This is a genomic window from Agrobacterium sp. DKPNP3, from assembly GCF_052686535.1.
In genome coordinates this window covers 1-3,786 of sequence record NZ_JBQYSN010000170.1, presented here as the reverse complement: position 1 = coordinate 3,786, position 3,786 = coordinate 1, and the positions used below count along the sequence as shown (strand labels likewise).

Here is a 3,786-nt window from a genome sequence, read left to right as displayed (position 1 = left end):
AGGGCTGGCGGTCTCGCATCAGGCGGCATCCCTTCCCAGAAAATCGAGTTCGAGGAGCCCGTGGTTCATCAGCGCCGGGTTCTCGATCATCTGGCCTCCAGCATCCGTCACGCCCATCTTCACCAGCCACGCCTGAAATTCCGGCGCAGGCGGCCGCTTGAGCGTTTCACGGGCATAGATTGAATCGTGATGGGAAAGCGTCTGGTAGTTCAGCATGACATCGTCAGAACCCGGCACGGTGATGACGAAGTTCACATTGGCGGCGCACAGCATGGTCAGCAGCACGTCCATGTCTTCCTGGTCGGCATCGGCATGGTTGGTGTAGCAGACATCGACACCCATCGGCAGGCCGAGCAGCTTTCCGCAGAAATGGTCTTCAAGGCCGGCACGTATGATCTGCTTGCCATTATAAAGATATTCAGGACCGATGAAGCCAACGACGGTATTGACCAGAAGCGGCGAGAATTCACGCGCAACGGCATAAGCGCGCGCTTCCATCGTCTGCTGATCGACACCGAAATGCGCATTTGCCGAAAGGGCGGCGCCCTGCCCGGTTTCGAAATACATGAGGTTTGTGCCGACAGTCCCGCGCTTCAGCGACAGGCCGGCATCGCGGGCCTCTCGCAAGACGGCAAGATCGACCCCGAAACCTGCATTTGCCTTCTGGGAGCCGGCAATCGACTGGAACACCAGGTCGACGGGTGCAGCGCGCTCCATCGCCTTGATCGCCGTCGTCACGTGGCCAAGGCAACAGGTCTGCGTGGGAATGTCGAGCCATTGCCGCAGATCGTCCAGCAGCTGCACGACGCGGATATAGTCCGGCACGGCGCTGGTGGCCGGGTTGACGCCAATCACCGCATCGCCGCTGCCGAGCAGCAATCCGTCAATGGCCGAAATGGCGATGCCACGGGAACAATCGGTTGGATGATTTGGCTGGTTGCGGGTGGACAGGCGCCCGGAAAGACCGATCGTGTTGCGAAAGCGGGTGACGACTTCGCGTTTGGCCGACACCGTCACTAGATCCTGCAGACGCATGATCTTGGAGACGGCCGCCACCATTTCCGGCGTCAGACCCCAGGCAATCGCTTCCAGTTCCGCGTGCCCGACCTTGGAATTGAGCAGCCATTCGCGAAATTCCCCAACCGTGAGCGAGGCCACCGGGGCGAACGCCCGTGCGTCGTGCTGGCGCGAGATCAGCGCCGACACCTCGTCATTGTCCGAAGATATCAATTCTTCCCGCAAAAAGGTCGAGAGCGGCAGGTCGGCCAGCGCCATCTGCGCCGCCAGTCTTTCCACTGGCCCCTCCGCCGCAATGCCGGCGAGCTGGTCGCCGGATCTTTCCGGCGTCGCCTTTGCCATCAGGGTCTTCAAATCGTCGAAACGATAGGTCGTGCCGGCGGCGATCTGTCGATAGGCCATCCTTTGCGCCCTACTTCACGAAGGTCTTCGTCAGGCCCACCGTGCGGTCCACGATGAGGACGACGGCAAGCGTGAGCACGATCAGCAGAACGGAAATGGCCGCAACCAGCGGATCGGCCTGGGTTTCGACATGCTGATACATGGCGACGGGAAGCGTCGTGATGCGCGGACCGGTGAGGAACAGCGAAATCACCGCTTCATCGAACGAGACAAGAAAGGACAGCGCTGCCGTCGCAACGATCCCCGGCGCGATCATCGGCATGGTGACGCGCCTGAAGACCTTGAGAGGTGAAGCCCCCAGCGTGGACGCGGCCTCCTCATAGATGAGCGGCAGGCCCGAAAGCGACGTGGTAAGCACACGCAGCGCATAGGGCAAAACGATGATCAGATGCGCGATCACCAGACCCGTGAAGGTGCCGAGCAGGCCCGCACCGGCAAAGACGATCAGGATCGCAAGGCCGAGAACGATGGTCGGCAACAGCAGCGGTGCGGTGAAGAAGGCGAGCAAGGCATCCGCGCCGATCACCCGCATCCGCACGATTGCGTAGGAGGCGGGTAGCGCGATCAGCATGGAGAGCACGGTGACGATGACGGCGAGAAGCGTGCTTGTGCCGAGCGCGCCGATCATCCGGGAATTGTGCATGAGTTCCACATACCAGCGCAGGCTCCAGCCAGACGGCGGAAAGGCCATGTAGCTATCCGCCGAAAACGAGATCGGCACGACAAGCACCACGGGCGCCAGCAGAAAAAGGAACATGATGAAGGCGACGATTTTCAGCGCCAGCGGAGCGGGACGGTCTTCCATATTCTTTTCCTTTACAGAATGGCCCGCAGAAGCCGGGAATAAAGCACCAGAGCCGCACCGAAGATCACGAGGATGATCATCGACAGCGTGGCGGCGAGCGGCCAGTTCAGCGTCACGATCGCCTGGTCGTAGATTTCCGTTGCCAGAAGGAAGACGCGCCCGCCACCAAGCAGCTTGGGCGTGATGAACGAGCTGACGGCCAGAACGAAGGAAAGCAGGCAGCCGAGTGCCACGCCGGGCATGGTGAGCGGCACGATGATCCGCCAGAATACTTTCCATGGCGATGCGCCGAGCGTTTCGGCCGCTTCCTCGACACGCGGATCGAGCCTGCCGAAACCGGCAAGCAACGCCAGGATCATGTAGGGCATCAGGATTTCGGTGAGCCCGATGACGACGCCGACCTTGTTGAACAGCAGCCGCACGTCGCTTTCAGCGCCCAGCGCAAGCAGGATATTGTTGATGAGGCCATCATCGGCGAGGATCGCGATCCAGCCATAGGTGCGCACCACAGCCGAGGTCAGAAGCGGCGAAATCACCAGCACCAGCAGAAGCGTCTTCCAGCGGCCCTGTGCCCTATGAAGGTAAAGGGCGATGGGATAGGAGGCGATGAGGGTGAGGATGGTAATCATCAGGCTCGTCAGGATGCTCTGGCCAATCAGTTCGATATAGAACCCGTCGGTCAGCGTCGATGTCCAGTTGTCAAGCGTATGGGCTTCGCCGAGACCACCCCCGCCAAGGCTTTCACGGAAAGAAAGCAGCAGCAGATTGAAGACGGGCATGACGAAGGCAAGACCGTTGACCGCAATGATCGGCCCCAGAAGCAGGGTTGCAAGAACGACGATGGTGGAGGTGCGGCCGCCGGGAGCCGTGATCATGACCGCCGCTGTCATTGGTTTGCTCCAAAGACCAGAGTATCTTCCACGCGCCAGACGAGACTGACCGCGCTGCCTGCCGCAACCGGGGTCTCGCCGCCCGACGTCGCGCGCTCGACGGAGAGGGTCTGGCCGCCGGCGGCAATCTCGTAATGCAGGATATCGCCAGCATAATAGACATCGCGGACTTCGCCGGCGATGCGGTTGACGGGGGCTCCGCCGAAATCGGGAATGGCGTCGCCCGCAACTGTCATTGCCATGCGGTGCGGCCTTACCATCAGGTCGATCGCGCCGCTATGGGCGCCGGGCGCACGCAGCACCGCATCGCCAACCGTGATGCGGTCGCCGGCCGCGTTGCCGACCAGCCTGTTGGTGCGGCCGACGAAAGAGGCGACGAAGGCCGTCGCCGGCCGCTCATAAAGATCATGCGGCGTGCCGAGCTGTTCCAGACGCCCGCCATTGAGAACCGCGACCTTGTCGCACATGCTGAGCGCTTCCACCTGATCATGCGTGACGAAAATGGAGGTGATGCCAAGCTGCTTCTGGATGCGGCGAATTTCGGCGCGCATCTCGTCGCGCAGCTTGGCGTCGAGATTGGAAAGAGGTTCATCGAACAGAAGGATGGACGGCTGGATGACGAGGGCGCGCGCCAGCGCGACGCGCTGCTGCTGGCCGCCGGAAAGCTGGGCG

Annotated in this window: 4 protein-coding genes; all 4 read right to left on the bottom strand. The window is 61.6% G+C overall.

Going from position 1 to position 3,786, the window contains the following annotated elements; all coding sequences use genetic code 11:
• Positions 1–18: 18 nt before the first annotated feature.
• A complete protein-coding gene (locus tag ACUTJJ_RS24850; RefSeq protein WP_445543761.1) occupies positions 19–1,419 on the bottom strand; it encodes an ethanolamine ammonia-lyase subunit EutB in 1,401 nt (466 codons plus the stop codon).
• 10 nt (positions 1,420–1,429) lie between these two features.
• The gene (locus ACUTJJ_RS24845) at positions 1,430–2,224 is read right to left on the bottom strand and encodes an ABC transporter permease (RefSeq protein ID WP_445543760.1); all 795 of its coding nucleotides are present in this window, start codon (positions 2,222–2,224) and stop codon (positions 1,430–1,432) included.
• Between the two features lie 11 nt (positions 2,225–2,235).
• On the bottom strand, positions 2,236–3,114 hold the full coding sequence (locus ACUTJJ_RS24840) for an ABC transporter permease (protein WP_445543759.1): 879 nt from the start codon (positions 3,112–3,114) through the stop codon (positions 2,236–2,238).
• Positions 3,111–3,786: ABC transporter ATP-binding protein (locus tag ACUTJJ_RS24835; RefSeq protein WP_445543758.1), on the bottom strand; the 676-nt coding region annotated here is incomplete at its 5' end. The genes ACUTJJ_RS24840 and ACUTJJ_RS24835, both read right to left, overlap by 4 nt.